Origin of the sequence: Aestuariimicrobium sp. Y1814 (assembly GCF_050113895.1) — a bacterium.
Lineage (GTDB): Bacteria > Actinomycetota > Actinomycetes > Propionibacteriales > Propionibacteriaceae > Aestuariimicrobium.
In genome coordinates this window covers 1-26,670 of sequence record NZ_JBNJRW010000009.1, presented here as the reverse complement: position 1 = coordinate 26,670, position 26,670 = coordinate 1, and the positions used below count along the sequence as shown (strand labels likewise).

Sequence of the window (26,670 nt, the reverse complement as noted above, 5' to 3'; positions counted from 1 at the left end):
CGGCCGTTGTCGTCAGTGCAGAACCTACCTTTCGGCCTGCTGGTACTGGCGCACCAGCCCGATCGCCAGCAGCAGCAGCGCCAAGCCGTAGAAGACCATCACGGCGCTGGAGGCGGGCTTGGTGTACACGAACGCCCCGAGCAGGCGCGCCCCCAGGATTGAGTCGCTGATGATGAAGCACAGGGCACCCGCCAGCGCCACCGGGTGCACCGAGGCGGTGACCGCCATCAGCACCAACAGCACCGCATACAGCGTCATCGGCCCCAGCAGCGAGCGTTCAATGCCCGGCAGCGCCGCCAGGTAGGTCAACAGTCCCACCGCGTAGGCCGCGAGCACCCCGGCCACCACCTTGGTGCGGGGCAGGTGCCAGTCGACCCACCGCCAGAACGCGGCGACCAGGAACAGCTGGCCCACTGCGAACGCCCCGATCATCGCCAGGGTCGTCGATTCCTCGGACATGAACCGCGGCAGCAGGTCGCCGGCGAAACAGGCCACCATCGCGATGGTGCCGAGCACCCGGGTGATGCCCCCGGTGTAGAGCGCCACGATCAGCGTGGCCGTGCCCGACATGGTGAGTTGGCCGAGCGTCGACAGGTCTGCTGACTGCGTCCAGATGCCGGCTTGGTTCACCACCAGTGCCGTGAGCAGCAGGACGACACCAATCAGCATCGGTGTCACACTCCTGTGGACGGTCTGCGCGGGGGCGGTGGTCACAAGTCGTTCCTATCACCGGACGAGGGGGGAGGCCAGTTTCTCAGGATGCCAGTCTCTCAGGTCCGGCGGTCTCGCGGGCCGGTGTTTTCCGCCTCGTCCGGTTCAGGGGATGTCGCAGCGGACCGCCACCAGCCCGGTCAGCGGCAGGTGGTGGCAGTAACGGTCGCCACCGGCCAGGTTGATGACGGTGTTGCCGGCCTGCTTGGTCTCGGTGTTGATCGACAGGTACATGATGTAGACGGTCGTCCCGCGCCGGGTACTGATCCCCTGGGGGAACTCCCCGCGGGTGAGCACGCGGTCCTCGCCGAAGACCTGCCGGGCACCCTCGGCCCCCTCGGGCAGTCCGCTTCCGGTCAGCCACAGCGCCGACCCGTTGCCGATGTAGGTGAACCCCGGCTCGCTGTGGCGGAGGTCGGCCAGGTAGTGCACCGCCGCGTGGAAGTCGGTCTTGTAGGGCTGGGCCACCTCACGGGTCACCCCGGCCAGCAGCACCAGCTGGGTGCAGGCCAGCAGCATCGCCAGGCGTTGCGTGGGGGCCGAGCACAACCACAGCACCACCGCCCAGGTGAGCGCCGGCACCACCACGATCATGTTCCGCAGCGTCCACAGGTGCACCACCTGGCTGACCAGCAGCATCCCCACCACCACGACGACCACCAGCAGCGCCAAGGTGGCCGCCGCACCGACCAGTTCGTCGGGGCGGTGGCCGGACGGGGACGCCGGCTGCGTGGTGGGGGAGTCCCCGCCGTCGGCCGGTGAAGGCTCCTCGTCGGACGAGGGCGGGACCGCGGCCGACGGGCGGGCCACGCACCGCACCGCGACCAGCATCGCGACCAGCGCGGCGCCCAGCCAGATCGTCCATTCGAAGCCACCGGCGAAGATCTCGAGGCCGGCGAGCCCATAGGTGGCCGACAGCAGCTGTTGGACGTCGGCCAACCCCGGGGCCCAGATCCAGGTGGTGCCCGACGCGAACGCGGGAACAAACGCCAGGCCATGGGCCAGCCACAACCACTGCGGCGCCGTCCCCACCAGGACCAGCGCCGCGGCGCGCAGCAGCGGCAACCGCCCCAGCAGTACCAGCACCGCGAACACAGCCGCGGCCAGCACCATGCCGAACAGGTGCGTCGCCGAGGCCAGCAGGGTCCAGCCCAGCAGCTGCCACAGGTGCACGTGGGGCCGCCCGGGGTCGAGCCACCAGGCCAGCAGTGACGCGGTCAACCCCGCAGCGGCCAGGTGCAGCAGGGCATAGGAGCGCACGTCCTGGGCGTAGACGATCGCCATCGCACACGACGCGGTGGCTGCGCTCAGCGCCAGCAGGACGCGCCAGTTGAGGTGGCGGCGCAGGGTCAGCACGGGTACCACCAACGCCAGCAGGGAGAAGCCGATGCTGAGCAGGCGGGTCCACTCGGGGGCGGTGCCACCGATCCTCGTCCAGCCCCACAGCAGGATGGCGAACAGCGGCGGGTGCACCTCGGTGCGAGCCGACTGCCACAGGTTCTGGAACGACCCGGCGGTCTGGCGCACCGAGAACAGCTCATCGGTCCAGTAGCTCTGGAACGACGGGGCGGCCAGCCGCAGCACGAGGCCCCACACGATGGCCGCCACCAGCAGCCCGACCCACCACCGGCTGCTGTCGAGCGCCGTGCGTCCCCGGGCCACCAGTCGGCGGCCCGGGGTCGGGCGGGCGGCGTCAGGCATGGCCATCAGCGTAGTGCCCCCGGCTCACAGCGCCGCGATGATCTCCTGCACCTGCGCCTTCGCGTCGCCGAACAGCATCGCCGAGTTCTCCTTGAAGAACAGCGGGTTCTGCACACCGGCGTAGCCGGGGTTCATCGAACGCTTGAACACGATCACCTGGCGTGACTTCCAGACCTCGATCACCGGCATGCCGGCGATGGGGGAGTCCGGTTCGTCGAGGGCGGCCGGGTTGACGGTGTCGTTGGCGCCGATCACCAGCACCACGTCGGTCTGCTCCAGGTCGTCGTTGATCTCGTCCATCTCGAGGACGATGTCGTAGGGCACCTTGGCCTCGGCCAGCAGCACATTCATGTGCCCGGGCAGGCGCCCGGCGACCGGGTGGATGCCGAAGCGCACGTCCTTGCCGGCATCCCGCAGCCGGCGGGTGAGGTCGGCGACCGGGTACTGGGCCTGGGCCACCGCCATGCCGTAGCCGGGGGTGATCACGATGCTCGAGGCGTCCATCAGCATGCGGGCCACCTCGTCGGCCTTGACCTCACGGTGATCGCCGTAGTCCCGGGCCTCACCACCGCCACCGGAGGCACCTTCTCCGAAGCCACCCAGGATGACCGAGATGAACGAGCGGTTCATGGCCTTGCACATGATGTAGGACAGGATCGCACCCGAGGAACCGACCAGTGCGCCGGTCACGATCAGCAGGTTGTTGCCCAGCATGAAGCCGGCCGCAGCGGCCGCCCAGCCGGAGTAGGAGTTCAGCATCGAGACGACCACGGGCATGTCGCCGCCGCCGATGCTGGCCACCATGTGCCAGCCCAGCGCGAAGCCGAGAACGGTGATGATCACCAGGGCCCAGATGTTGGGGCTCAGGGTGAACCAGACCGTGCAGCCGATCGCAGCCAGCAGCATGGCGAGGTTGATCAGGTTGCGCTGGGGCAGCATCAGCGGCCGCGACGACATCTTGCCGCTCAGCTTGCCGAAGGCCACCACCGAACCGGTGAAGGTGTAGGCGCCGATCAGGACGCCCACGCCGACCTCAATGAGGTGGGCGACGGTGTTGTGGTCGGTGTCGAGGTAGCTCGCGATGCCGACCGCGACCGCAGCCAGGCCCACGAACGAGTGCAGCATGGCGATCAGCTGCGGCATGCCGGTCATCTCGACCTTGTTGGCCAGCCACAAGCCGATGGCCGAACCGATCAGCAGCGGCACCGCCAGCAGCACCAGGGTCATTACCCAGCCGCGCTCGGAATGGTCGATGGCGTAGAAGAAGGTGGCGGCCCCGGCGATGGTCATGCCGGCCATGCCGTACCAGTTGCCGACCCTGGCCGTCTCGTGCTTGGACAGCCCGGCCAGGGCGAGGATGAACAGCAGGGCCGCGATGATGAAGGCGGTCTGGATGATTGATTGTGCAGTCATGACAGATCAGCCCTTCTGGAACATGGCGAGCATCTTGCGGGTGACCAGGAAGCCACCGGCAACGTTGATGGACGCGACGAAGATCGCGATCACCGCCAAGATCGTGACGGCCAGGTTGGACGAACCGACCTGGAGGATGGCCCCGACCATGATGATGGCGCTGATGGCGTTGGTCTCGGCCATCAACGGGGTGTGCAGCGCATGGCTGACGTTGCTGATCACGTAGAAGCCGACGACGATGGCCAGCATCAGCACCATGAACTGGGTCAGCAGGCCGACCGGCATGAACGAGCCCAGCAGGGCGAACACCGCCAGGCCGAGCCCCACGCCGAACAGCTTGCGGTGCTGCTTGATGCGCGCCAGCTCAGCCGGGTCAACCTCCTTGACGGCCGGGGACGGGGCGATCTCGTGCGGGGTCGGCAGCGGTGCCGCCGACACTTTCACCGGTGGTGGCGGCCACAGCACCTCGCCCTCGTGGGCCACCGTCATGGCCCGGACGACCTCGTCGGACAGGTCGAGGACCGGGGTGCCGTCCTTCCCGGGGGTGACCAGCTTCATCAAGTTGACCAGGTTCGTCCCGAACAGCTGGGACGCCTGCCGGGGCAGGCGCCCGGCCAGGTCGGTCCACCCGACGATCGTGACACCACTGTCGGTGACCACCCGCTCGTCGGGGACGGTCAGCTCGGTGTTGCCGCCGGTGGCTGCCGCCATGTCGACGATGACGCTGCCGGGCTTCATCTCGGCGATCATCTCGGCGGTCAGCAGGATCGGGGCGGCCTTCCCACGAATCTGGGCGGTGGTGATGACCACATCGGCCTGGGCTGATTCGGCGGCATACATCTGGGCGGCCCGCGCGGCCTGGTCGGCGGTCATCTCCTTGGCGTAGCCGTCGGAGGAGACCTGGTCGTCGACCGCAGCCACCTGGACGAACTCCGCACCCATCGACTCGATCTGCTCGCCCACCTCGGGTCGGACGTCGAAGGCGCGGACCTGGGCTCCCAGCGCACCAGCGGTGCCGATCGCGGCCAGCCCGGCCACCCCGGCGCCGGCGACGAAAACCTTGGCGGGTGGCATCTTGCCGGCGGCGGTGACCTGGCCGGTGAACACGCCACCGAACTCCTCGGCGGCCTCGACCACGGCCCGGTAGCCGGCGATGTTGGCCATCGAACTCAGCACGTCCAGGGACTGGGCGCGCGAGATGCGCGGCACCGCGTCCAGGCTCATCGCCGTGATGCCCCGCTCCGCCAGCTCCTGCACCATCGCCGGGTGGGAGCCGGGGTCGAGCATCGAGACCAGCAGCGCTCCCGGGCGGATGAGGGCGATCTCGTCGGCGGTGGGCGGGTCACAGACGAAGATGACGTCGGCGCCCCACGCCTGGGCAGCGGTGCCGATCGTGGCACCGGCGTCCACATAGGCCTGGTCCGGGAAGAAGGACCGGTTGCCCGCCCCTTGCTGGACGACAACCTCATAACCCAGGCGCAACAGCTGGGCGGTGGTGGTGGGGGTGGCGGCAACGCGGGTCTGGGTTGGCCTGCTCTCCAGCGGTACGCCGATCAGCACGAGGAACCTCCTACAGGGCGGGGCTTCGGGGTCCCCACTTCTCCTCAGGTGACATTAGCCACGTTCCCGCCGCCCCCGGGTGGACCCCCCTGCAAATGGGGGTGAGGGCCATGTGCTCCCACCCGCGAAGTGCTCCCCGCGGAGACGCTCCCACCGGCGAGCTGCTTCGTCCGAGGTGTGTCACACCTCTATTTGCCCTACTACGGTGCACTTGCCGCCGTTCCGGGACAGGGGCAAGTGCACCGTTCAGGGGTAGGTGGGGATTCGGACTGCAGACATGACTGTGGCCCGCGGGTTTCCCCACGGGCCACAGGCAATCAGCGGACGACCACCTCAGCGGACGACCACCTCAGCGGACGAGCGGTTCAGCTGACCACGTCCTTGAGCATCTGGTCGCGCAGCTCGCGACGCTTGCGCTGCTCCTCGGGGTCGGGCACCGGCACCGCGGCGATGAGTCGCTTGGTGTACTCGTGCTGCGGGTTGTTCACGATCTCGGCGGTGGGGCCGATCTCGACCAGGTGGCCGTGGCGCATGACCGCGATCCGGGTGCTCAGCATCTCGACGACGGCCAGGTCGTGGCTGATGAACAGGCAGGCGAAGCCGTACTCCTCCTGCAGGTTCTGGAACAGCTTCAGCACGTTGGCCTGCACCGAGACGTCCAGCGCCGAGGTCGGCTCGTCGGCGATCAGCAGCTTGGGCTGCAGGGCCAACGAGCGGGCGATGCCGATGCGCTGGCGCTGGCCACCCGAGAGCTCGTGCGGGTAGCGGTTGCGCATCGAGCGGGGCAGTTCGACGCTGTCGAGCAGGGCCTCCACCCGCTGCGAGAGCTCCTTGCCACGGATCTTCTCGTGCAGGAACAGCGGCTCACCGATCGACTCACCGACCGGCAGTCGCGGGTTCAGCGACGAGCCGGGGTCCTGAAAGACGATGCCGACTTCCCTGCGGAAGGGGAACAGGTCCTTGGACTTGGCGTGGGTGATGTCGCGGCCGTTGACGTGCAGGCTGCCCTCCACCACCGGCAGCAGCGCCACAGCCGCTCGTCCGATGGTGGTCTTGCCCGAACCGGACTCGCCCACCAGGCCGACGACCTCACCGGGGTCGACGCGCAGGTTGATGTCCTTCGCGGCGCGGAAGGCGGGCCGGCGCCCCTGCTTGGGGTACTCGACGACCGCATTCTCGAACAGCAGGGCGGGGGTGACGTCCTCGGGCCCCGGTGCCAGGGGGACAGACGTGCCCTCCTCGGCGATCAGGGTGGTCACGCGGCTGTGGTCGTGGGTCTCGGTGGTCGAGCCCAGGTGGGGCACCGAGTCGAGCAGCTGACGGGTGTAGGGGTGCTGCGGGTTGCCGAAGATCTCACGGCTGGTGCCGTGCTCGACGACCTCGCCGTCCTTCATCACGATGATCTTGTCGGCCATGTCGGCGACCACACCCATGTCGTGGGTGATCAGGATGATGCCGGCATCAACCCTGCGGCGCAGCTCGTTCATCAGCTTCAGGATCTCGGCCTGCACCGTCACGTCCAGCGCCGTGGTCGGCTCGTCGGCGATCAGCAGCGCCGGCTCGCACGACAGCGCCTGGGCGATCATGATGCGCTGGCGCTGGCCACCCGAGAGCTGGTGCGGGTAGGAGTTGAACCGCACCTCCGGCTCGGGGATCTCCACCAGTCGCATCAGCTCCAGCGCCCGTTCCTTGGCGTCGTGGGGGCTGATGATGAAGTGGTTGCGGATCGTCTCGACGATCTGGAAGCCCACGGTGTACAGCGGGTTCAGCGCGGTCATCGGTTCCTGGAAGATGACCGCGATCTCCTTGCCGCGGACCTCCCGCAGGCGGGTGCCGCTGAGGCCGACCAACTCGGTGCCACGCATCTTGGCGGACCCGGAAGAACGCCCGTTCGGGGGCAGCAGGCCGACCAACGACATGGACGACTGGGTCTTGCCCGAACCGGACTCACCCACGATCGCCAGCACTTCACCGGCCTTGACGGTGTAGTTCAGCTTGTTGGCCGCGGTGAACCAGTCGTTGTTGACCCAGAAGTTGACGCTGAGGTCCTTCACCTCGAGGATCACCTCGCCGCGGGTGACCTGTTGGTCGCTCAGGAGGTCCAGGTTCGTCCGCTCGTCGACGGTGGCGAAGTCGCTGCTGGTGCTGTCAAAGGTTTCAGTCATCACTTGGCCCCGTTCGAAGTGGCGGCGTCGGCTGCCTGGTCCCGCTCGGCTTCCTCAGCCTTCTGGGCGAAGGCCCGGTCCATCTTGGCCTGCGACGGGATGCGCTTGGTGCGCGGGTCGAAGGCGTCACGCAGGCCGTCACCGATGAAGTTGACGCTGAGCGCGATCAGGATGATGAACAGGCCCGGCCACCAGAACAACCATGGACGAGTGCTGAACGCACCCTGGTTCTGCGAGATCAGTCGACCCAGCGACACGTCGGGGCTGACGATGCCGAAGCCCAGGTACGACAGCGCGGTCTCGAGCACCACCGCGGTCGACATCAGCAAGGTGATGTTGACGATGATGATGCCCATCGCGTTGGGCAGCATGTGCTTGGTGATGATCCGGAAGTTGCTGGCACCGGCCACCCGGGCGGAATCGACGAACTCGCGTTCCCGCAGGCTGAGGAACTCGGCGCGCAGCAGGCGGGCCATGCTCGGCCACAAGATCAGGCCGAGCGCGATCGCCAGCTCGACCGGCATCCAGTCACGGATGAACTCATCGACCCTGGGTGACAGGTTCAGCTTGGTGGGCAGCGTGTAGACCAGCTTGCCGAGCACCGCACCCACCACGATGACGGGCAGGGTGATCACAGTATCGGTCAGGCGCATCAGCAGCTGGTCGACCCAGCCGCGGTAGTACCCGGCCAGCGACCCGATGGTCACACCGACCAGAAGCACGATGGTGCCCATTACGACCATCACCATCAGCGAGGTCTGGATGCCCTCCATCACCTGGGCGTAGTTGTCGTAGCCGATCTCGTTCTGGCCGAAGGGGAACTGGCCGAAGGTGAACCAGTTGCCGCCGGAGCCGCCCAGCCAGAACGGCAGCTTCATGGTGGGGACGCCACGGTTCTGGACGTCGAAGATCGCGTTGGGGTTCTGGTTGTGGTATAGCCCGTCGATCGGGCCGATCCCCATGGACAGCACGCTGATCAGGATGATCACCGCGAAGGTGAGCATGCCGGCGATCGCACCCAGGTGGCGACGAAAGCGACGCCACACGATCTGGCCCTGGGACAGGCCCTGGGTCTCCTTGAGCTCACCGACACCCTCACCGCGACCGTGGGCGGAGGCATGCGCGTTCTCGTCCAGCGCTTCCAGTGGGCCCTCGTCGTGGACGAAGGTCTCCCCGGCGGGGGAGGAGTCCCCGGGGTGCCCGCGGGTCTCGGCCATCCGGTCGAGTTCGTCCTGACCGTCGTAGTTCTGGTTGTCGTTCATGCGTTCACCCGAATTCGAGGATCAAGAAGGCCGTAGAGCAGGTCAGCCATGAGGTTGGCCAGCATCGCGAGCGCGCCGGTGAAGAGGATGTAGATCATGACGGGGTCTATCTGGTTCGTGCCCAGGTGGTCGATGAAGAATTTGCCCATGCCCGACCAGCCGAAGATGGTTTCGGTGATCACCGCGCCACCCAGCAACGACACGATGTCGACGGGGATGATCGAGGCCAGCGGCATCAGGGCATTGCGCAGGGCGTGGCGCACGATCACGACTCGTTCCGACAGGCCCTTCGACCGGGCGGTGCGGATGTAGTCCTGGGACAGCACCTCGAGGGTGGCGCCACGCTCGTAGCGCACGTAGCCGGCGAAGCTGATCAGCACCAGCGCCATGGTGGGCAGCAGCAGGTGGGTCCAGCGGTCAATGGTGACCAGCCAGTAGTTCTCGTCGAAGGCCGGGGTGCGGGCGCCGATGGTGGCGATCGGACGACCGCGGATCTCGCGGTGGCTGAAGTAGGGCGACCAGTTCTTCAGCACCTGGTCGACGTAGATGAGCGCCGCGATGATCACACCGGTCAGCGCGGCGCCGCGCATGGAGACCCCGCGGTCGTCCCCGCCGAACAGCCAGCCGACCACGCAGCCCACGACGATGGTGACCAGCAGCAGGCCGAGCAGGGTGGCGCTGCCCTCGGACAGGCCCCAGAACAGCTCACGACGCCACACGACGCGCCAGTGGTAGAAGAGATACTGCAGCGGGTAGTACAGCGCCAGCCCGATGGCGACCATGGTCAGCGACGAGTACAGCGCGCGGCGGTTCTTCAACCCCGCGAACACCAGCGTGACGCAGTAGGCGAGGCCGAGCCCGGCCAGGCCGACGCCGATGATGCCCAGGAAGGGGTTCTTGATCCACCCGGTGACGATGGCCAGGGTCAGCAGGCCGAAGGTGACCAGGAAGGCCGAGCCGAAGGTGATCAGGCGACGCCTCATGTCCCCGCCCAGCGCGCCGGCCCAGAACAGGCCGGACAGCACCCCGGTGATGACCAGCGCCGGCCAGTTCGGCACCGGGTTCGCCAGGTAGTTGTTGAGCCCGATCGCCAGGTACTCCTTCAGCAGCACCGCCACCCAGAACACGGGCAGGGCGTAGAGCACGAATGAGATCAGGGTGATGGTGTAGTCGAAGGCGGTGTACTGGCGCAGCGCCGAGACGACACCGATGATCACGCCGACGATCAGCGCCAGGAAGGTGGCGGTGGCGACCAGCTGCACCGAGGTCATCATGGCCGGGCCGAGCATGTCGTTGACCTTCTGGCCGGTCATCCACGCGTCGCCGAAGTCACCGCGAAGCACGCTGGTCAACCAGTCCCAGTAGCGCACGGTCCAGTGCTCGTCGAGGCGCAGCATGTCAATGCGGCGCTGGATCAACTGTTCTTTGTTCAGGGCGGTGGACTCGCGCAGGTCCGAAAGGGGATCGAGCGCGAGTGCCAGCAGGCCGTAGGCCACGAACGAGATCACGAACAGGATCCCGATGGCCAGGCCAAGTCGCCGCAGCAGGAAGCGAATCATGCGCACCTTCGACTAGGAGAACGCCCCTGGCGGGGCGTGTACGGGGGCGCGGCCTGCGGCTCCACATTGAGGGTTGCAGGATCCGGGGCCGTGCCCAGAACGGAAGAGATTCTGCCCTACTGTAGCGACGCATTGCGCTCGACGGGGTTACGGGTTGGCAACGACGGCTCGAGTCTCAGCCGATTGTCAAGGGATTTCACCCTGCGGGCCAGGTTGTGCAAGGCGCCCGGACGAGCGGTGAGCCGGATGCGACACGGGGACCGGAAACGGCAGGGGGCCGGACGCGACACGGGGCGGGAAACGGCCGGCAACCCGGCCGGACATGACAGTGGGGCGCCCGCCGTGGCGGACGCCCCACTGGGGGATCAGGCTGACGCGGATGCGTCAGTGATCATGTGGCTCAGGCCACCTCCCACTCCCAGAAGTTCCAGAAGATGGTGGGCGAGATGGTGGTCTTGGAGACGTTCGACACGGAATCGTCGAAGGCCATGATGCCGGGGAACTGGAAGATCGTCACACCGAAGGCATCGTTGACGAGGTGCTTCTCGACCTCGATCGTGATCTCCTTCTGGCGCTGCGGATCGGTCTCCACCAGCAGCTCGTCGTACAGCTTGTCAACCTCGGCGTTGGAGTAGCCGCCGTAGTTGTTCTGGCCGTTGGTGATGTAGTTGGCCTGCGACTCGGCCACGGCGGTGCTGGTCGACTGCCAGCCGAACAGCGAGGCGTCGTAGGTCTTGTCGCCCAGCTTCTGGCCCCACTGCGGGTTGCCGTTGTCGACGATGGTGAAGCCCGCCTGCTCGGCCGAAGCCTTGATCAGGGCGAACTGCGCCTCGCGACGGACGTTGCCCTTGCCGTACAGGATGCGCACGCTCGGGTTGGTCACGCCGGCCTCCGCCAGCAGGGCCTTGGCGCGCTCGATGTCAACGGTGCCGTAGACGTCCTTCTGACCGTTCTGGTCGACCGACTCCTGGTAGTTCGGCGAACCGGGCAGGTTGATGAAGGAGTTGCGGACCTCGGCGTCGGGCATCAGCGGGACGATGATCTTGTCGACGATCTCCTGGCGGGGGATGGTCAGCAGGAACGCCTGGCGCACCTTGAGGGCCTTCTCGGCGTCGCCACCGTAGCTGGCCGGGTCGAACGGACCGTTGTTGTTGAAGGTCAGGTCGACGTGCTCGTAGGTGGCGTCGTAGCCGGTCTCGGTGGTGATGCCGGCGGTGCCCTCGAGGGACTGCAGGATGTCCGCGGTCGACTGCGGGTTGATGATCTGCACCTCACCGTTCTTCAGCGCCGACACCGCAGCAGCGGGGTCCTCGTTGTAACGGATCGTGATGCGGTCGACCTGGGGCTTGTTCTGGCCCTCGTAGGCGTCGTCCGGCTCCAGCACGACGTGCTGGTTCTCGACGAACTCGGTGATCTTCATGGGGCCGTTGTGGACGAGCAGGTTTGCGTCCTCCGCAGCGGGCATGGAGACGAAGTTCCAGTCGGAGTTCCAGGAGTTGGCCAGCTTCGACAGGGCGGAGTTGTCCTTGTTCTGGAACGCGTCGATGACGGCCTGGGCGCCGGCGGTGGCGTCGGTCTCACCCAGGGCGCGGGCAGCCAGCACGTGGGCGGGCAGTCCGGGGCTGATCAGCGACTTCTCCCAGTCGGCGTACGGCTTGGAGTAGGTGTAGGTGAGCGACTTGCCGTCGTCACCGACCACCGGGAAGTCGGTGATCAGGGCCCAGCTGGGGCTCGAGGCGTCGAAGTAGACGTCGCCGTCCTCGGATTCCTTGAGGGTGCCGTCCTCGTTCTCGATGTCGCTGGTGTCCTCAACGTTGTTGTACAGGCCCGAGATGGCGCCGTGGCTCAGGATGAGGTCAGCGGCGGTGACGGGGGTGCCATCAGACCACTTGGCGGTGGGCGCCAGGGTCAGCTTGATGGTCAGCGGGTCGTCCGAGACCTTCTCGTAGGTGCCGAAGGACTCGTTCTTCACCAGGTTGAGGTCCCGGTCGTAGTAGTTGAACGAGTCGTTCATCATGTAGATGATGTTGGCGTTGGCGGTGGCGTTGCCGAACGAGGTGTTGCTGTTCAGCGAGTAGAGCGGCTGGTTCCACATGACCGCGACGCTGCCACCCGAACGCGACTGCGTCGTGTCACTGTCAGGGTCTTCCTGTGTGGGTGTGCTGCAGGCACTCAGGACCAGCGAACCGGCCACGAAGAGTGCGGCAACCCCCATGAGCTTCTTGCCCAATGTTCCTCCAAAGGGATGGACACCGCGAAACGTTGCGGATGTCAGGTGTGCAGCGACCGTATACCGAGTAGCGCCCCCGAATCACGCCGCCCCCCGTCCTCGTGAGTGGATCGTTACAAAGATGACAATCGGGGCCCCGCCCGGTCACGGGCAGGTCACGATGGCAGCGTTCCCGGCCTCGGCAGGGACGACGGGTTCCGCGGTGATCGGCGTTTGCGGGAACTTGCCCGGGAGTTGATAGGCTGCCGAAGCTGCCATGTGGCTGCGTCCAACCGGGTGCGCCCCAAGCCGACCTGACACAGATCTCACGAGAGAAGAGCCTGGATGCTTTCCGCCTTCGCCAACGTCTGGAAGTCCGCAGACTTGCGCAAGAAGATGCTGTTCACGCTGATGATCCTGGCGATCTTCCGCGCGGGCTCGGTGATCCCGACCCCCAACGTGAACCTGGCCCGGGTGGACCAGTGCCGCCAGATCGCCGAAGCCGGTGCCCAGGCAGGTCTCTACTCGATGATCAACCTGTTCTCGGGTGGTGCGCTGCTGCAGCTGTCGATCTTCGCGCTCGGCATCATGCCCTACATCACCGCCTCGATCATCCTGCAGCTGCTGACCGTGGTCATCCCGCGGCTCGAGGCGCTGAAGAAGGAAGGTGCGGCCGGCACCGCGAAGATCACCCAGTACACCCGCTGGCTGACCCTGTTCCTGGCAGTGCTGAACTCCACCGCCTTCGTGACCCTGGCCGTCAACGACCAGCTGTTCCCCGGCTGCACCGGCATCGTCTACACCACCGACATCTTCCCGATCGTGGTGATGGTGCTCACCATGACCGCCGGCACCGCCGTCATCATGTGGATGGGTGAGCTGATCACCGACCGCGGCATCGGTAACGGCATGTCCATCATGATCTTCACCCAGATCGCCGCCCAGTTCCCCGCCGCCCTCTGGGGCCTCAAGGCCGCCCGCTCCGGCGCCAACGGCTGGTTCGTCTTCGGGGCGGTGCTGGCCATCTCGCTGCTGATCATGCTGGTCATCACCTTCGTCGAGCAGGCGCAGCGGCGCATCCCGGTGCAGTACGCCAAGCGCATGGTGGGCAAACGCCTGATCGGTGGCACCACCACCTACATCCCGCTGAAGGTCAACCAGTCCGGTGTGATCCCGGTGATCTTCGCCAGCTCGATCCTGTACCTGCCGGTGCTGTACTCGACCTTCCGTCCCGAGAGCCGGTTCTCGCAGTGGATCGCGGCGAACTTCGCCACCGGCACCCACTGGAGCTACAACCTGATCTTCTTCCTGCTCATCATCGGGTTCTGCTACTTCTACATCTCGATCACCTTCAACCCGGTCGAGATCAGCGACAACATGAAGAAGTACGGCGGCTTCATCCCCGGCATCCGCGCCGGCAAGCCCACCGAGGACTACCTGGCCTATGTGCTGAGCCGGCTGACCGCCCCGGGCTCGCTGTACCTGGGCATCATCGCGCTGATCCCGACCCTGGTGTTCATCTCGATGGGCGCCCAGCAGAACTTCCCCATGGGTGGTGTCTCCATCCTCATCATCGTCGGCGTGGCCCTTGACACTGTGAAGCAGATCGAGAGCCAGCTGCAGCAACGCAACTACGAAGGATTCTTGAAGTGAACCTGCTGATCATGGGCGCCCCCGGCGCGGGCAAGGGAACCCAGGCCTCGCGCATCGCCGCGCGCCACGACATCCCGGCCATTTCGACCGGCTCGATCTTCCGCGAGAACATCGCCAACGGCACCCAGCTGGGCCTTCAGGTCAAGCAGATCATGGACGCCGGCCAGCTCGTCTCCGACGAGATCACTGACGCCATCGTGGCCGACCGGCTCACCCACGACGACGCCGCCAATGGTTGGCTGCTCGACGGCTACCCCCGCAACCTGCACCAGGTCGAGGCGCTGGACGAGCTGCTGGCTGCCTCTGACCTCTCGCTCGATGCGGTGATTTCGCTGCTGGTCGATGAGGACGAACTGGTCGAGCGGCTGCTGAAGCGCGCCGAGATCGAGGGTCGTTCCGACGACAACGAAGAGACCATTCGCGCCCGCATGAAGGTCTACTCAGAAGAGACCGAGCCGCTGCTGAGCACCTACAGTGACCGGGGGCTGCTGGTCGAGGTCACCGGTGTCGGCAGCGTCGACGAGGTCACCGAGCAGATCCTGGGCGCCCTGGACGAGTTTCTCGCCGCCAAGAACTGACCGTCGTGTTCACCCGCGGCATCGAGGTCAAGACCCCCGGCCAGCTCAAGAAGATGCGCCAGGCGGGCCTGGTCGTTGCCCGCACCCTGACCGCGCTGCGCGAGCACGTCGTCGCGGGGGTCACCACCGGCGAGCTCGACGCCATCGCCCGTGAGCTGCTCGCCGAGGCCGGGGCCACCTCGTCCTTCCTGGGCTACGGCGCGCGGTGGGGGACACCCTTCCCGGCCGTCACCTGCATCTCGACCAATGACGAGATCGTCCATGGCATTCCCGGTGAGCGCGTGCTCGCCGACGGTGACCTGGTCTCGGTCGATTTCGGGGCGATCCTGGACGGCTGGCACGGGGACGCAGCGCGCACCTTCACCGTTGGGCAGGTGAGCCCTGAGCATGCCGAACTGTCCCGGGTCACCGAAGAGGCCATGTGGGCCGGTATCGGTGCGGCCCGGCTCGGTGGCCGCATCGGTGACATCGGTGCTGCCATCGAGGCGAGCATCGTGGCGGCCGGCAGCTACGGCATCGTCCGGGAGTACACCGGCCACGGGATCGGCTCGCAGATGCACATGGAGCCCGACGTGCCCAACTGGGGCAGGAAGGGCCGCGGGGCGAAGATCGTCGAGGGCATGGCATTGGCGATCGAACCCATGGCCACCCTCGGCACCGAGGACACCGTGGAACTCGACGACGAGTGGACCGTGGTCACCGCCGACGAGTCCTGGGCCTCCCACTGGGAGAACACCATCACCGTCACCAGGCAGGGGCTGTGGGTGCTCACCCTCGAGGATGGCGGCGAGGCCGAACTGACCGCCCGCGGGCTGCCCTTCGGCCCCCTGTGAGCCCCGGTCAGCCCAGTTTCTTCTGCCACGCCCCGGCGACACCGGCGGTCAGATAGCCCAGCTGCTCGTTGATCGCCCACATGTAGTCGTTCTCCCCGGCATTCCAGGTGTGCACCCGCTTCGACCGGGGCCACCGGGCCCGTGCCCCATGGACCGCCTCGAGCTTGATGGCCATGCCCAGGCCGTGGCCGCGGTGCTCGGGGGCCACCACCGTCACCCCTTGCCAGACGGGTTCGGGCAGCTCGGGGGTGGTGATCAGCTGGGTGAGCCCGGCCAGGTCGCCGCTGGCCAGGTGGCGCACCGCCACCGACAGGGAGTCCTGGTGGCGGTGGCGCTCCCGGTCACTGTCGAGCACCCGGTCAGCGGTGATCACCTGCGGGTTGTAGTCGATGTCGCCCATCGGGGTGGTGGCCTCGAAGTCGGTCAGCAGCTTGCCGACGTCCGGGGCCAGCGCCGGGTCGATGGGCCCGGCCCAGGTCACCAGTTCGTAGCCGTCGGCGACCTGCGGTCGTCCGAGGGTTGCCGGGTCGTCGGGCAGGGTCTGCACCGAATGGCGCTCACTCTGGGCCAGGTGGTAGCCGTGCCCCTGGGCGAACCGGGTCGCGGCATCGTCGACCGGCACCCCGAACGGCCCTTCGGCAGGCATGACCAGTTCCCCGGTCTGCGCACCGGTGTGGGTGGAGAAGCCGCCGACGGTCGTGCAGCCCCACTGGCGGGCAAGCTCCTCCAGGCTCGACTGCACGAGGGTGCCGACGCCGCGGCGACGCCACTGCCTGTCGACCCACAGCTCGACCTCGTCGAGCAGGTGCGGGTTGTCGGTGAACTCCAGTGACACCTCGGTGCCGCCGACCACCTGGGTATCGTCCAGCTGGGTCTCGGGCAGCACCAACGGGAACCCCTCGGGTGAGGTGCCCAGGCCGGAGACCTCCCGGTCGAGGGCGCACACGACCCTCGTCCGCCGGTACTTCTGGAAGTTGAGCCTGAACATGATCTTGTGGGGGAAGTCTGCGAAGTCGCCATGACCGAACACGTCGAACCAGACCTGGTTGGCAGACCGGGTGTAGCGCTCGAGCAGGTCGGCGATGGCGCCGGGCTCACCCGGTGTCCCGTCCGCCGCGGTGGGCGGGGCGTCCACGAGGACGATGAACGGTGTTGGCATGGGTCAAGTGCATACCTGTGACGCCCGCGACGCAATGGATTTTCCCAGGTAGGGGGAGCGCTCTCCTGTGGTGGGTCTGGCGATACCAGGGTGTCGGCCTGCGGTCCAGGAACCTGCATCCTTTGCGTGGGTGCAGGAGATGCGCCTCGCCAGCCCTGGACGACCTGTATTCCTTTGCGTGAATGCAAGGAGTGCAGGCCAGCGGATCCGGACGCGCACCCGGCCACCCGCACGAGCCGTCCCGACTGCAAGAGCTCTCCTGGCCGCGGCGCGAGCGCGTCGTCCGGACGAGGGGTCCACGCTCCGGCGGGCCTGCCCACCGAATGCTGGTAGACTTTCAACCACTTGTGGGGTTCATCCCACCTGCGTCGTAGCACGCGTCCTCCTTCGCGAGAAGTTGAGGGACTTGTCCACGGCGATCGATCGCGGCCACCGCCGCGCTCGCCGACTGCGTAGTCGCCCCCTGGCCGACCGGGAGCTCCCGGGACGGTGTTGGGTGCCTGCGCTGAGCACGAAAGACTCATGACTCACTCCACCTTCGCCGAACTCGGCGTGCCCACTGTCCTGGTCGACGCCCTCAAGGGCATGGACCGGACGACCCCCTTCCCGATCCAGGCCGACACCCTGCCCGACACCTTGGCCGGACGCGACGTCCTCGGCCGCGGCAAGACCGGCTCCGGCAAGACCCTGGCCTTCGCCATCCCGCTGGTCGCCGCGCTGGCCGGACGCCGCAACGCCAAGCCCCGCGGCCTCGTCCTGGCCCCGACCCGTGAGCTGGCCACCCAGATCACCGCCACCATCGACCCCCTGGCCAAGGCCGTCGGGCTGAACGTCACCACCATCTTCGGTGGCGTCTCCCAGTACCGCCAGGAGGTTGCCCTGCGCCGCGGCGTCGACATCATCGTGGCCTGCCCCGGGCGCCTCGACGACCTGATGAAGCAGGGCATCGCCCACCTCGACCAGGTCCAGGTCACCGTGCTGGACGAGGCCGACCACATGGCCGACCTCGGTTTCCTGCCCGTGGTCACCCGCATCCTCGACAAGACCCCGCGCGGCGGGCAGCGGATGTTGTTCTCGGCCACCCTCGACAACGGCGTGGACAAGCTCGTCCGCAAGTACCTGGCCGACCCGGTCATGCACTCGGTCGACGAGGCCAACTCGCCGGTGGCGAAGATGACCCACCACGTCTTCGAGGTCGCTGACGCCGACAAGGCCGACCTGGTTCGCACCCTGGCCTCGGGCACCGGCCGACGCATCCTGTTCACCCGCACCAAGCACCAGGCCAAGAAGCTGGCCAGGCAGCTCACCGCCAGCGGTGTGCCAGCGGTCGACCTGCACGGGAACCTCTCCCAGAACGCCCGCGACCGCAATCTGGGCGCCTTCAGCGACGGCTCGGTGAAGGTTCTGGTCGCCACCGACGTCGCTGCCCGCGGCGTGCACGTCGATGACGTCGAACTGGTCGTCCACGTCGACCCGCCGGTTGAGCACAAGGCCTACCTGCACCGTTCCGGGCGCACCGCCCGCGCCGGTTCGGCCGGTGACGTGGCCACCGTGATGCTGCCCTCGCAGCGCGCCGACACCCGCCAGGTGCTGCGGCGCGCCAAGATCGACGTGCAGGCGCAGCGGGTCACCGCGCAGGACGAGCCCGTGCGGGCCCTGGTCGGTGAGGTCGCCCCCTATGTCGAGCCGACCCTCGGCGGTCCCGGCTCCGGCAACGAACCCCGCCAGCCCCGTCCCGCGGGTCGTGGCCAGTCCGGTCGTGGCCAGGGTGGTCGTGGTTCCGGTGCCCGTGGCCAGGGTGGCGCCCGCACCTCGTCCGGCCCGGCCTCGGGGCACGGTTCGTCCGGCCCCGCCCAGGGTCGTCGGCGACAGCGCCCCGGCTCCGGCGGCACCGCCGGTGCCGCCAACGGCCACCAGGGCGGACGAGGGCGTCACCGCGCCGCCTGAGCCCGAAGTCGCGGACGCGCAGGTTCTGTCACGGATCCTTCACTGGTGGCGTGGATTCCGGGTGGGAACCTGCGCATCCGCCAGGGCTCTGGTGGTGCCGGGTGACCCGGTTTGTGGCGAGTGCTTGGATGGGACCATGCGCGGAGCCATTATCCATTCAGCCGGTGACGTCCGGGTCGAGGATCGTCCTGACCCGACGATCCTGGAACCCACCGACGCCATCATCGAGGTCAGTGCCACCTGTGTCTGCGGCTCGGACCTGTGGCGCTACCGCGGTGACACCCCGGTGACCAAGCCCAGGCCGATCGGCCATGAATCCTGCGGTGTGGTGGTCGAGGTCGGCTCCGCGGTGACCAGCGTGAAGCCCGGTGACTTCGTGATCGCCGCGTTCTACTCCTGCGACGGCACCTGCGCCCACTGCCGGGCCGGGTTCAGCTCGGTCTGTGCGAACCTGGACTCGCTGGTCGGCTGCCAGGCCACCCACGTCCGCATTCCCCAGGCCGACGGCACCCTGGCCGTCACCCCTGAGCATCCCAGCCCCGACCAGCTGGCCGACCTGCTCACCCTCTCCGACGTGATGGGCACCGGCTGGCACGCGGCGCTGATGGCCGGGGTCCGCCCCGGGATGACGGTGGCCGTCGTCGGTGACGGCGCGGTTGGCCTGTGCGGGGTGCTCGCGGCCGGCGAGCTCGGCGCCGAACGGATCATCGCGATGAGCCGCCACGCCCCTCGCCAGCAGCTGGCCAGCGAGTTCGGGGCCACTGACATCATCGCCGCCCGGGGCGCCGAAGGGGTGGCAGAACTCCATGAACTGACCGACGGCATCGGCGCCGACGCGGTGCTCGAGTGTGTCGGCACCGGTCCCGCGATGGAGCAGGCGATCGCTAGTGCTCGTCCCGGTGCGATGGTCGGGTTCGTCGGCATTCCCCACGGCATTGTCCTCGACATGCCGACCCTGTTCGGCCGCAACGTCGGGGTGCGCGGTGGCATGGCCCCGGTGCGCAACTACCTGCCCGACCTGCTCGAGCGGGTCCTGGCCGGACGCATCCACCCCGGCCGGGTCTTCGACGCGACCTACCCACTGGAGGACATCGCCGAGGCGTACCGGGCGATGGCCGAGCGTCGCGTGATCAAGGCGCTGGTGATGCCCTGATGCGCCCGCCCGCCACCGACCGCGACGACGTGGTCGAGACCCTGCACGGCCACCGGGTCGCCGACCCCTACCGCTGGCTGGAGGACCCCGACTCTGCACGCACCCGCGGCTGGGTGGCCGACCAGCGCGACTACTTCGACCAGGTCTTCGCCGGCATCGGGCAGCGCGACTGGTTCACCACCACGATGAACACCATCCTGCGCCAGCCCCACGCCGGGCTGCCGTCACGCCAGCACGGTCGCTACCTGCGCCGGGTGCGCACCGCCGACCAGGACCAGGACGTCCTGGTCGGCGCCACCAGCCTGGACGACCTGCTCGACGCCCCGGCCGAACTGCTGGACCCAAACACCTGGTCCAGCGATGCCACCACCTCGCTGGGTGCCGCCCGGGTCAGCCCCGACGGACGCCTGCTGGCCCACGGCATCAGCGAAGCCGGCTCGGACTGGACCCGCATCGCCCTGCTCGACCTGACCACCGGCACCCTGCTCGAGGAAACCGTGATGGCCAAGTTCAGCGCGCCCACCTGGTTGCCCGACTCGTCCGGGTTCCTCTACCTGTCCTTCCCCGACGCCGGGCGCACCGAGGGCACCGAGACCCGGGCCGTGGCCGGCGGCCACCTGATGCTGCACCGCATCGGCACCGATCCGGAAACCGATGCCGACCTGCTCAGCTTCCCCGACGACCCCCACCTGATGGTCTGGCCACAGGTGTTCCGTGACCGTGGTCGCGAGTGGGTCGTCCTTGGGTTGCGCCGGGGCACCAACCACAGCAACGCCGTGTGGGTGGCACCGGTCCTCGACGGTGCCACTGGTCCCGAGCGCCCCGAGCCCGCCTCGCTGGGGGAGTGGCGGGTGCTGTTCGCCGACCACGACCATGGCCGGTTCCCGGTCGGCGTCCTCGACGGCGAACTGCTGCTGCACGTCACCGACCACCCGCTCGGCCGGGTCATCGCGGTGACCCTGCCCGACGGCGCTCAGGACACCGCCGGGACGCGGCAGCGGCTGGTCGTCGAGGCCGACGAGCACGCCCTGGAAGATGTCGTGCTGGCCGACGGCATCCTGCTCACCCATCACCTGGTCGACGCCCAACCCCGGCTGCGGCGGTGGACGAGCAACGGCGAACTGCTGGGTGACGTCGACCTGGCCGGCGCCGGTGCCCTGCTGGGCGTGGCCGCCGAGGACGACGACCCCGAGGTCTTCCTGGCCACCAGCTCGGTCACCCACGTCCTGACCAGCTGGCGGCTGGACGCGGTCACCGGTGAACTGCGCCAGGTCGGTGGGGTTGTGTCGAGCTGGCACCCGCCGGAGGTCACCACGACCCGCCACCGCGCCACCAGCACACCGGCGCGGACCGCCGGGCCGGACGCACCCCCGGTGCAGGTGCCCTACTTCCTGGTCAGCCCCGCCGACGCCGCCCCGGGGCCACGCCCGACCCTGCTGTACGGCTACGGCGGGTTCTCCATCCCCGTGCTGGCCGACTACCGGGCGGGCTGGGGCGCCTGGCTGGCGGCCGGCGGCAACCTGGTCATCGCCAACCTGCGCGGCGGCTCGGAATACGGGCAGGACTGGTACGACCAGGGCCGGCTGGCCAACAAGCAGAACGTCTTCGACGACGTGATCGCGGTCGCGGAGCACCTGGTCGCCACCGGCCGGACCACCCCCGCGCAACTGGCCGTATACGGCCGCAGCAACGGTGGCCTGCTCGCCGGCGCTGCCCTGACCCAACGCCCCGACCTGTTCGCGGCGGCCATCCCCCAGGTGGGCGTGCTCGACCTGCTGCGCTTCCACACCTTCACCATCGGGGCCGCCTGGACCAGCGACTACGGCGATCCGGGCGTGGCCGAGGACTTCGAGACGGCACTGGCCTATTCGCCGCTGCACAACATCCACCAGGGCACGCAGTACCCGGCCACCCTGGTGGTCACCGGCGACCACGACGACCGGGTCGTCCCGGCCCACTCGCACAAGTTCACCGCCACCCTGCAGGCCGCCCAGCGCGACCCCGGGGCCGCACCGGTGGTCACCCGCGTCGAGGTGTCCACCGGGCACGGGGTCGGCAAACCCGTCGGCATGCAGGCCGCCGAATGGGCCGACCTGCTGGCCTTCGCCGCCCACCACACCGGCCTGGACCCGGTCGCCGGCCAGTGATCACCAGACTTCGTCCAGACCCCCGCCACGCGTGGGACGGTGACCTGGCGGCCTCGGCCACCAGCGAACTGGAGATCCGTCGCTCCCGGTTCATCAGCCACCTGGCCCGGTGCGCGGACGAGGGGCAGGCACGTGGCTTCGTCGAGGCCGTCCGCGAGCGTTACCCCGACGCCCGGCACCACTGCTCTGCCTATGTCGTGGCGGTCGCCGGGGCGCACGACGTCGAACATTCCTCTGACGACGGTGAGCCGGCCGGTACCGCCGGACGACCGATGCTCGACGTGCTCAAGGCCGCTGACCTCGGCTGCGTCTGCGTCGTGGTGGTGCGCTACTTCGGTGGGGTGCTGCTGGGCACCGGGGGACTGGTGCGGGCCTACACCGACGCCACCCGTGAGGTGCTGACCGGGCTGCCCGTGGTGCGCAGCCGGGCCCGGCAGCTGCTGGAGGTCGAGGCCGAACACGGTGACGCGGGGGTACTCGAGCACGGCCTGCAGCAACTCGGCCTGGCTCCGCTGACCCGGGAGTACACCGGGCGGCTGACCCGGTTCACGGTCGCGGCGGCCGATGCGGATGAACTCGGCGCGCGGATGTCGGAGCTCAGCGCCGGCCGCGCGGCGGTGCACCTTCTCGGGCCCATCGAGGTGGAGGAGCCCGCCGGGACGCTGTGAGCCGCCGGACTGTCGAGCCGGATCCTGGGCGGGGATGGACCGGGGCGTCCGAGGTGCTTGCCGAGTTCGTAGACTGGCAGGGTGAGCAACCTGCCGATTTCGTCCAAGTACCACAGCCAGGCCAACGAGCCCGTCTCCGATGCCGAGCGTGAAGACCTGGGCAAGCGACTCAATGACGAGTTCGCCAAGGGCACCATCGACGCCGACCACTACCCCCAGCTGCTCGACCGGGTCTACGAGGCGAAGACCCTGGGTGAACTCGTCCCGGTGGTGGAGGCGCTGCCGGTCAAGCAGACCTACGACCAGCCCGGGATCGTGGCCCAGGCCGGGGGCCCCGCCGCCGGTGAACTGACCCAGCCCCGCAACGCCAAGAAGCTGGGCTGGTACATGATCGGCGGGTCGTTCATCTTCGGTGTGCTCATGCTTGCCCTGCTGATCGCCGTGGTGCTCTGAGCCGGTCGTGAACGACCAGCGGCCCGAGGACTGGTGGCCCTACCGGGGCCCCGTCGAGGGTCCGCCGGCCGACGACCAGGCCGGGGCCGGCGACCCGACCGAGTACCTGCCCCCGGTCGTTGACGGCCCCACCCAGGTGCTGCCGGGTGCCGGGCCGGAGCCCACCCTGGAGTACCCGCCCCCGCCCCAGTGGGCAGCGCCGAAGCCCCAGTGGGCAGCGCCGCCGCAGCAGTGGTCGGGCCAGGCCGCCCCGCGGCCACAATGGCAGGGCTCGCCCCAGGGGTTCACGCCCCCGCAGGGAATGGGGCAATGGCCTGCGCCGCCGCCGGCCCCAGCACCCCCGACCACACCGCCGCCGCCCCGCCGCGCGGGCAGGGCGGTGGCCGTGCTCAGCCTGTTCGTGGTGCTGGGCGTGGTCGCCGGGGTCGCGGTCTCCGGGTTCTTCGACCGCCGCGACAACTCGGCGCAACCCACCACTGCCGCCACCACGTCGTCCATCCCGACCGTGAGCCCGACACCGACGCCCACGCCCACCCCGACACCGAGCCCGTCGGCGACCTCGACCTGGACGCCGTTCCAGGTGCCCTCGACCACCTGGGCCGAGTTGCCCACCCCGACGCCCACCACCCGCGCCCAGCGCACCCTGCAGGCCAACCCGCTCTACGACCTCGAATTCCCCGTGGCGACCACCTGCCCCACCATCGGCACCGACATCGCCCTGAACTCGCAGTTCCGGGAGGTCTCCCAGCAGGTGCTCGACTGCCAGCACACGGCCTGGGAACCGGTCTTCGAGCAGTTGGGCCTCGACCTCGACAAGCCCGAACTGGTTACCTTCCGCGGCTCGGTCCAGACCGCCTGCGGCACGGTGGACGACGAACAGTCCTTCTACTGCCCGGCGACCTCGACGATCTACCTCAGCGAACAGCGCTTCGAGTCGTCCCAGGACTGGTGGCGGCTCCACTTCGCCAACACCATCGTCCACGAGTACCTGCACCACGTGCAGTCGGGTGCCGGCATCCTCGATTCCGCCTACGGGGTCGAGCTGGACGAGGACGAACGCACCCGCCGGGTCGAGCTGCAGGCCTACTGCATGACCTCCCGGATGATGCTGATCACCCCGGGCTTCGAGTTCGAGGAGGACGACTACCTCGTCCTGAAGCAGTGGACCGGTGAAGGTGGCTCCGAGACCCACGGCAGCGTGGCCTCACGTCAGCACTGGTGGCTGCGCGGCCTGGACCAGCAGACCCCGGCCGGGTGCAACACCTGGGTCGTCGCTGCCGACCAGGTCACCTGACCGGCCGAACCCCGACACGGGATACTGGAGCGGTGAGCCAGTACCCGCCCCAGCGACCGCCATGGCCGGCCCAGCCGCCCCGGTCGCAGCCGACGTGGGGAGCCCAGCGGCCCCCGCAGCAGAACTGGGGCGCACAGCCGACCTGGGGAGCGCAGCCGCCCCCGCAGAACTGGCCCCCGCAGCAGAACTGGGTCCGTCCGGGGTCGGCACCGAACCGCCCCCCGTTCGGGCAGCCCCCATTCGGCCAGCCCCCGTCCGGGGCGCCGCGGCCCCCGCGCAGGAACAACACCCCGGTGGTGATCGCCGTGGGTGCCGTGCTGGTGGCCAGCCTGTTCACGATCATCGCCCTCGGGTCCGGACCCAGTTCCTCGACGGTGGCCACCACGCGCCAGTCGACCACCTCGACGACCACCAGCGCCTCGACCACGCCGAGCAGCCCGACCAGCACGCCACCCACCACGACCACCCAGTCGCCGACCACCAGCCAGCCGCCCACGACCAGCCAACCCCCGACCCCCGACCCGACGGGCCTGGCGGTGCTGCCCGAACGGTCCTGGGACCAACTGCCGGGACCACACTCGACCCACCAGAACTGGGTGACCCTGCAGCAGAGCAGGCTCTACGGCTACGACATCCCGGCCATGCGCTGCCCCGACCTGCCGCCGACCCTGAACTCACAGGAACAGTTCCGCACCTGGGCGACCAACACCGTGAACTGCCAGCACAACGGCTGGGCCTCACTGGTTGACCATTGGGGTGGACGAGGCGAATCGTCTTGTCTGCACCCCGGGTCCATCGGGCCACTGCCAGGCTGAGCGAGTCGCCCTTCGGGGACGACCTGGCTGAGAGTTGCAGGGCTCGGTGGCCCGGGACGCGCAGATCGGCCATAGGGCTATGCGCCAAGGACCCGGCAAGGTCCCGGAGCGCCTCAGTGAGCGACCGACCGTCACGTCCCGGACCGGAGTGCTGAATCCGTGGGCTGACGGAAGGAGCACTCTCATGATTGAGGCTACGCCCACCTACGCCGGGATCGACTGGTCCTGGCAGCACCACGCGCTGTGCATCGTCGACGACGACGGACAGCGCATCGAGGAAGCAACCGTGCCGCACACACGGCCCGGGTTGACCAAGATCACCACCCTGCTGCGTCGCCATGGCGTGGAACGGATCGGGATCGAGCGCGGCGACGGACCGGTGGTCGAGCACCTGATCCGCGACGGGTTCGAAGTCGTCGTGATCAGTGCACGGCAGGTGAAGTCACTGCGTGCCCGCTACGGCTCCGCGGGGAACAAGGACGACCGGTTCGACGCGTTCGTGCTGGCCGACGCGTTGCGCACCGACGCCGGTCGCTGGGCGATCGTGCAACCAGACAGCGAACAGACGATCGCGCTGCGGATGCTGGTGCGCGCCCGCCACGATCTGATCGATCACCGGATCGCCGTGCACAACCAACTGCTCGCAGTGCTGCAGCACAACTTCCCCGGCGCGATCGGCCTGTTCAGCCAGCTCGACATCCCCATCAGCCTGGCGTTCCTGCGCCGATTCCCCAGCGAAGCCAAAGCAGCCTGGCTCAGCGAGCTGCGGATGGCGCACTGGCTCAAGGCCAACGCATACTGCGGCCGCCACACCCCGACCCGGCTGGTCGACCACCTGCACGAAGCTGCGACCGGCCGCGTCAGCGGCGCGGCAGCCGAAGCCAGCGAGGTCATCGTGCTGACCCTCGTTGATCTGCTCGCCACCCTGCGTGATGAACAAGCCCGGCTCGAGGCCCGGATCAAGGAAGCACTCCTGGCTCACCCCGACGGCCCGATCTTCCAGTCCCTGCCCCGCGCCGGGACCGTCCGCGCAGCCACCCTGCTGGCCGAGATCGGCGACTGCCGGGCCAGGTTCCCCGACCCCCCAGCACTCGCCGCAGCCGCCGGCGTCGCACCATCGACCAGGCAGTCCGGCAAGCACCTCAACGTCGCCTACCGACGCGGCTGCAACAAACAACTCCGGGCAGCACTGGTCGACTGGGCCCAAGACACGCCCCGCGCGAACGCCTGGGCACGCGACACCTACGACCGCGCCCGAGCCCGCGGCTGCCGACACCCCCACGCAGCAAGAATCCTGGCCCAAAACTGGACCAGGATCCTGTGGCGCTGCTGGCACGACCACACGCCCTACAACCCCGACCTACACGGCCGACTCAACAGCCTCCTGACG

At 68.4% G+C, this 26,670-nt stretch carries 20 protein-coding genes; 11 read left to right on the top strand and 9 right to left on the bottom strand.

What is annotated here, in order from left to right; translation table 11 throughout:
* Positions 1 to 24: 24 nt before the first annotated feature.
* The 8 genes from ACQE3C_RS11050 to ACQE3C_RS11015 form a co-directional block, all read right to left on the bottom strand.
* A complete protein-coding gene (locus ACQE3C_RS11050; protein WP_434539242.1) occupies positions 25 to 714 on the bottom strand; it encodes a lysoplasmalogenase family protein in 690 nt (229 codons plus the stop codon).
* A gap of 102 nt (positions 715 to 816) precedes the next feature.
* Entirely contained in the window at positions 817 to 2,412 is a 1,596-nt protein-coding gene (locus ACQE3C_RS11045) for a hypothetical protein (RefSeq protein WP_434539241.1), read from the bottom strand.
* A gap of 24 nt (positions 2,413 to 2,436) precedes the next feature.
* On the bottom strand, positions 2,437 to 3,825 hold the full coding sequence (pntB, locus tag ACQE3C_RS11040) for a Re/Si-specific NAD(P)(+) transhydrogenase subunit beta (RefSeq protein WP_434539240.1): 1,389 nt from the start codon (positions 3,823 to 3,825) through the stop codon (positions 2,437 to 2,439).
* Positions 3,826 to 3,831: 6 nt separating this feature from the next.
* Positions 3,832 to 5,385: a Re/Si-specific NAD(P)(+) transhydrogenase subunit alpha gene (locus ACQE3C_RS11035; protein WP_434539239.1), complete on the bottom strand. Its 1,554-nt coding sequence runs from the start codon at positions 5,383 to 5,385 to the stop codon at positions 3,832 to 3,834.
* A gap of 365 nt (positions 5,386 to 5,750) precedes the next feature.
* Positions 5,751 to 7,550 (bottom strand): ABC transporter ATP-binding protein, encoded by a 1,800-nt coding sequence (locus tag ACQE3C_RS11030; protein WP_434539238.1) that lies wholly within the window; start codon positions 7,548 to 7,550, stop codon positions 5,751 to 5,753.
* Positions 7,550 to 8,812 carry an ABC transporter permease gene (locus ACQE3C_RS11025; protein WP_434539237.1) on the bottom strand — a complete coding sequence of 421 codons (1,263 nt, stop codon included), beginning with the start codon at positions 8,810 to 8,812 and terminating at the stop codon, positions 7,550 to 7,552. Before ACQE3C_RS11025 ends, ACQE3C_RS11030 begins: the two co-directional genes overlap by 1 nt.
* Entirely contained in the window at positions 8,809 to 10,371 is a 1,563-nt protein-coding gene (locus ACQE3C_RS11020) for an ABC transporter permease (protein WP_434539236.1), read from the bottom strand. Before ACQE3C_RS11020 ends, ACQE3C_RS11025 begins: the two co-directional genes overlap by 4 nt.
* Before the next feature lie 400 nt (positions 10,372 to 10,771).
* Complete coding sequence (locus ACQE3C_RS11015; protein WP_434539235.1) at positions 10,772 to 12,466, bottom strand: ABC transporter family substrate-binding protein; 1,695 nt, start codon at positions 12,464 to 12,466, stop codon at positions 10,772 to 10,774.
* A 459-nt stretch (positions 12,467 to 12,925) separates the two neighbouring features.
* On the opposite strand from ACQE3C_RS11015, the gene secY reads away from it, so the two are divergent.
* Genes secY through map form a run of 3 tightly spaced genes read left to right on the top strand, consistent with a single transcriptional unit; the run spans position 12,926 to position 15,644 of the window.
* Positions 12,926 to 14,233 (top strand): preprotein translocase subunit SecY, encoded by a 1,308-nt coding sequence (gene secY / locus ACQE3C_RS11010; RefSeq protein WP_434539234.1) that lies wholly within the window; start codon positions 12,926 to 12,928, stop codon positions 14,231 to 14,233.
* On the top strand, positions 14,230 to 14,811 hold the full coding sequence (locus ACQE3C_RS11005) for an adenylate kinase (protein ID WP_434539233.1): 582 nt from the start codon (positions 14,230 to 14,232) through the stop codon (positions 14,809 to 14,811). The genes secY and ACQE3C_RS11005 overlap by 4 nt, the downstream gene beginning before the upstream one ends.
* A gap of 5 nt (positions 14,812 to 14,816) precedes the next feature.
* Complete coding sequence (gene map / locus ACQE3C_RS11000) at positions 14,817 to 15,644, top strand: type I methionyl aminopeptidase (RefSeq protein ID WP_434539232.1); 828 nt, start codon at positions 14,817 to 14,819, stop codon at positions 15,642 to 15,644.
* Between the two features lie 7 nt (positions 15,645 to 15,651).
* Here the strand turns inward: map and ACQE3C_RS10995 are convergent, their stop codons facing one another.
* Positions 15,652 to 16,803 carry a GNAT family N-acetyltransferase gene (locus ACQE3C_RS10995; protein ID WP_434539231.1) on the bottom strand — a complete coding sequence of 384 codons (1,152 nt, stop codon included), beginning with the start codon at positions 16,801 to 16,803 and terminating at the stop codon, positions 15,652 to 15,654.
* 522 nt (positions 16,804 to 17,325) lie between these two features.
* Here ACQE3C_RS10995 and ACQE3C_RS10990 point away from each other — a divergent pair.
* The 8 genes from ACQE3C_RS10990 to ACQE3C_RS10955 all read left to right on the top strand — a co-directional run.
* Positions 17,326 to 18,750, top strand: coding sequence for a DEAD/DEAH box helicase (locus ACQE3C_RS10990; RefSeq protein ID WP_434539230.1), 1,425 nt, complete (start codon positions 17,326 to 17,328; stop codon positions 18,748 to 18,750).
* 136 nt (positions 18,751 to 18,886) lie between these two features.
* Positions 18,887 to 19,903, top strand: a complete 1,017-nt coding sequence (locus ACQE3C_RS10985; protein ID WP_434539229.1) for a zinc-dependent alcohol dehydrogenase family protein — start codon at positions 18,887 to 18,889, stop codon at positions 19,901 to 19,903.
* On the top strand, positions 19,903 to 22,050 hold the full coding sequence (locus ACQE3C_RS10980) for a prolyl oligopeptidase family serine peptidase (protein WP_434539228.1): 2,148 nt from the start codon (positions 19,903 to 19,905) through the stop codon (positions 22,048 to 22,050). The genes ACQE3C_RS10985 and ACQE3C_RS10980 overlap by 1 nt, the downstream gene beginning before the upstream one ends.
* Complete coding sequence (locus tag ACQE3C_RS10975) at positions 22,047 to 22,718, top strand: IMPACT family protein (RefSeq protein ID WP_434539227.1); 672 nt, start codon at positions 22,047 to 22,049, stop codon at positions 22,716 to 22,718. Before ACQE3C_RS10980 ends, ACQE3C_RS10975 begins: the two co-directional genes overlap by 4 nt.
* Positions 22,719 to 22,799: 81 nt before the next feature.
* A complete protein-coding gene (locus ACQE3C_RS10970) occupies positions 22,800 to 23,171 on the top strand; it encodes a DUF1707 SHOCT-like domain-containing protein (RefSeq protein WP_434539226.1) in 372 nt (123 codons plus the stop codon).
* 7 nt (positions 23,172 to 23,178) lie between these two features.
* Positions 23,179 to 24,465: a neutral zinc metallopeptidase gene (locus tag ACQE3C_RS10965; RefSeq protein ID WP_434539225.1), complete on the top strand. Its 1,287-nt coding sequence runs from the start codon at positions 23,179 to 23,181 to the stop codon at positions 24,463 to 24,465.
* 32 nt (positions 24,466 to 24,497) lie between these two features.
* Positions 24,498 to 25,280, top strand: a complete 783-nt coding sequence (locus tag ACQE3C_RS10960) for a hypothetical protein (RefSeq protein ID WP_434539224.1) — start codon at positions 24,498 to 24,500, stop codon at positions 25,278 to 25,280.
* Between the two features lie 184 nt (positions 25,281 to 25,464).
* On the top strand, positions 25,465 to 26,670 hold a 1,206-nt coding region (locus tag ACQE3C_RS10955), incomplete at its 3' end, for an IS110 family transposase (RefSeq protein WP_434538698.1).